The following is a 1163-nucleotide window of genomic DNA, read 5'->3' as shown; positions in this document are numbered from 1 at the left end:
CGGTTACCTCTATGTTGCCGACCGCGACGGCTCGACGAGCCTGGGTAGCGGATCAACCCACGCCTGGTGCCAAATTTACTTGCCAGGCCCGGGCTGGGTGGAATCCCACCAACGGCATCGTCGGAAACAATGACCTAATCCGCATCGGCGTTGCCCGCGGAACGAAACAGGCGGTCCCATCGTCGGGTAGCTACGACAGGAGTTCATCCGATTTTGCCGACATGTTCGTACAGCTGAATGTCACGACCGACGATCGTGGTCACCGGCTCCCCAAGCGAGCGGAACACCCTCGTCGCCCGTGCGTTTGCCGCTGAATAGTCGCTTCAGCCGGAACTTTCGTTGAGAAGGAAACAATAATGAAGATACGCGCGGGCTTTCACCTCGGTTATGAATGCCAGCAGGCCACGCCCATGTTGTTGGTCCTCAACATTCATCCCTCCCGCCGAGCGGATCTTCTAACAGAACAGGTCGTAGTTTTCGATCGGCCGATCGAGGCTTGGGGCTATATCGACGATTTTGGCAATGCTTGCAGCCGGATCGTCGCGCCGCCAGGATTGACCACGATCTCAACAGAGTTCGAGATCTATGACGGAGGCCTGCCGGATCCGGTGCCGCAACATGCTTTTCAGCACGATATCAAGGATCTGCCAGACGAGGTGCTAGTGTATCTGCTTGGTAGCCGCTACTGCGATACCGACCATCTGGCGGACTTTGCGTGGAAGCAGTTCTCGTCCACGCCTCTCGGGTGGCCACGTGTGAATGCGATACTTAATTTCGTCCACAACCACATCACGTTCGACTATCAGAAGGCGAATCTCCTTCGGACAGCGTTTGGTGGATACAACGAACGCACCGGCGTCTGCCGCGACTTCGCGCATCTTGCCATCACGCTTTGCCGCTGCATGAACATCCCGGCACGGTACTGCACAGGCTATCTCGGCGACATCGGCGTTCCGAAGGATCCAAACCCGATGGATTTCAGCGCCTGGTTCGAAGTCTATCTCGGCGGTCATTGGCATACCGTCGATGCCCGCCATAACACGCCGCGCATTGGCCGTATCCTGATGGCGACGGGCCGGGACGCTACCGATGTGGCGCTCACGACTGCCTTCGGCCCCGCAACTTTGTCGCGGTTCGAGGTTGTGACAGAGGAAATTTCCGAC

At 57.9% G+C, this 1163-nt stretch carries 1 protein-coding gene and 1 pseudogene; both read left to right on the top strand.

Annotation, left to right across the window (positions count from 1 at the left end; genetic code table 11):
* Positions 1-314: pseudogene (locus JTP94_RS35515) on the top strand (hypothetical protein); the annotation flags it as partial.
* A 42-nt stretch (positions 315-356) separates the two neighbouring features.
* Positions 357-1163, top strand: an 807-nt coding sequence (locus JTP94_RS14330) for a transglutaminase family protein (RefSeq protein WP_204851170.1), incomplete at its 3' end; no start/stop codon positions are given.

It is taken from the genome of Martinezella lusitana, from assembly GCF_016901135.1.
Taxonomy (GTDB): Bacteria; Pseudomonadota; Alphaproteobacteria; order Rhizobiales; family Rhizobiaceae; genus Rhizobium; species Rhizobium lusitanum_D.
This window is presented reverse-complemented; position numbering and strand designations above follow the sequence as displayed.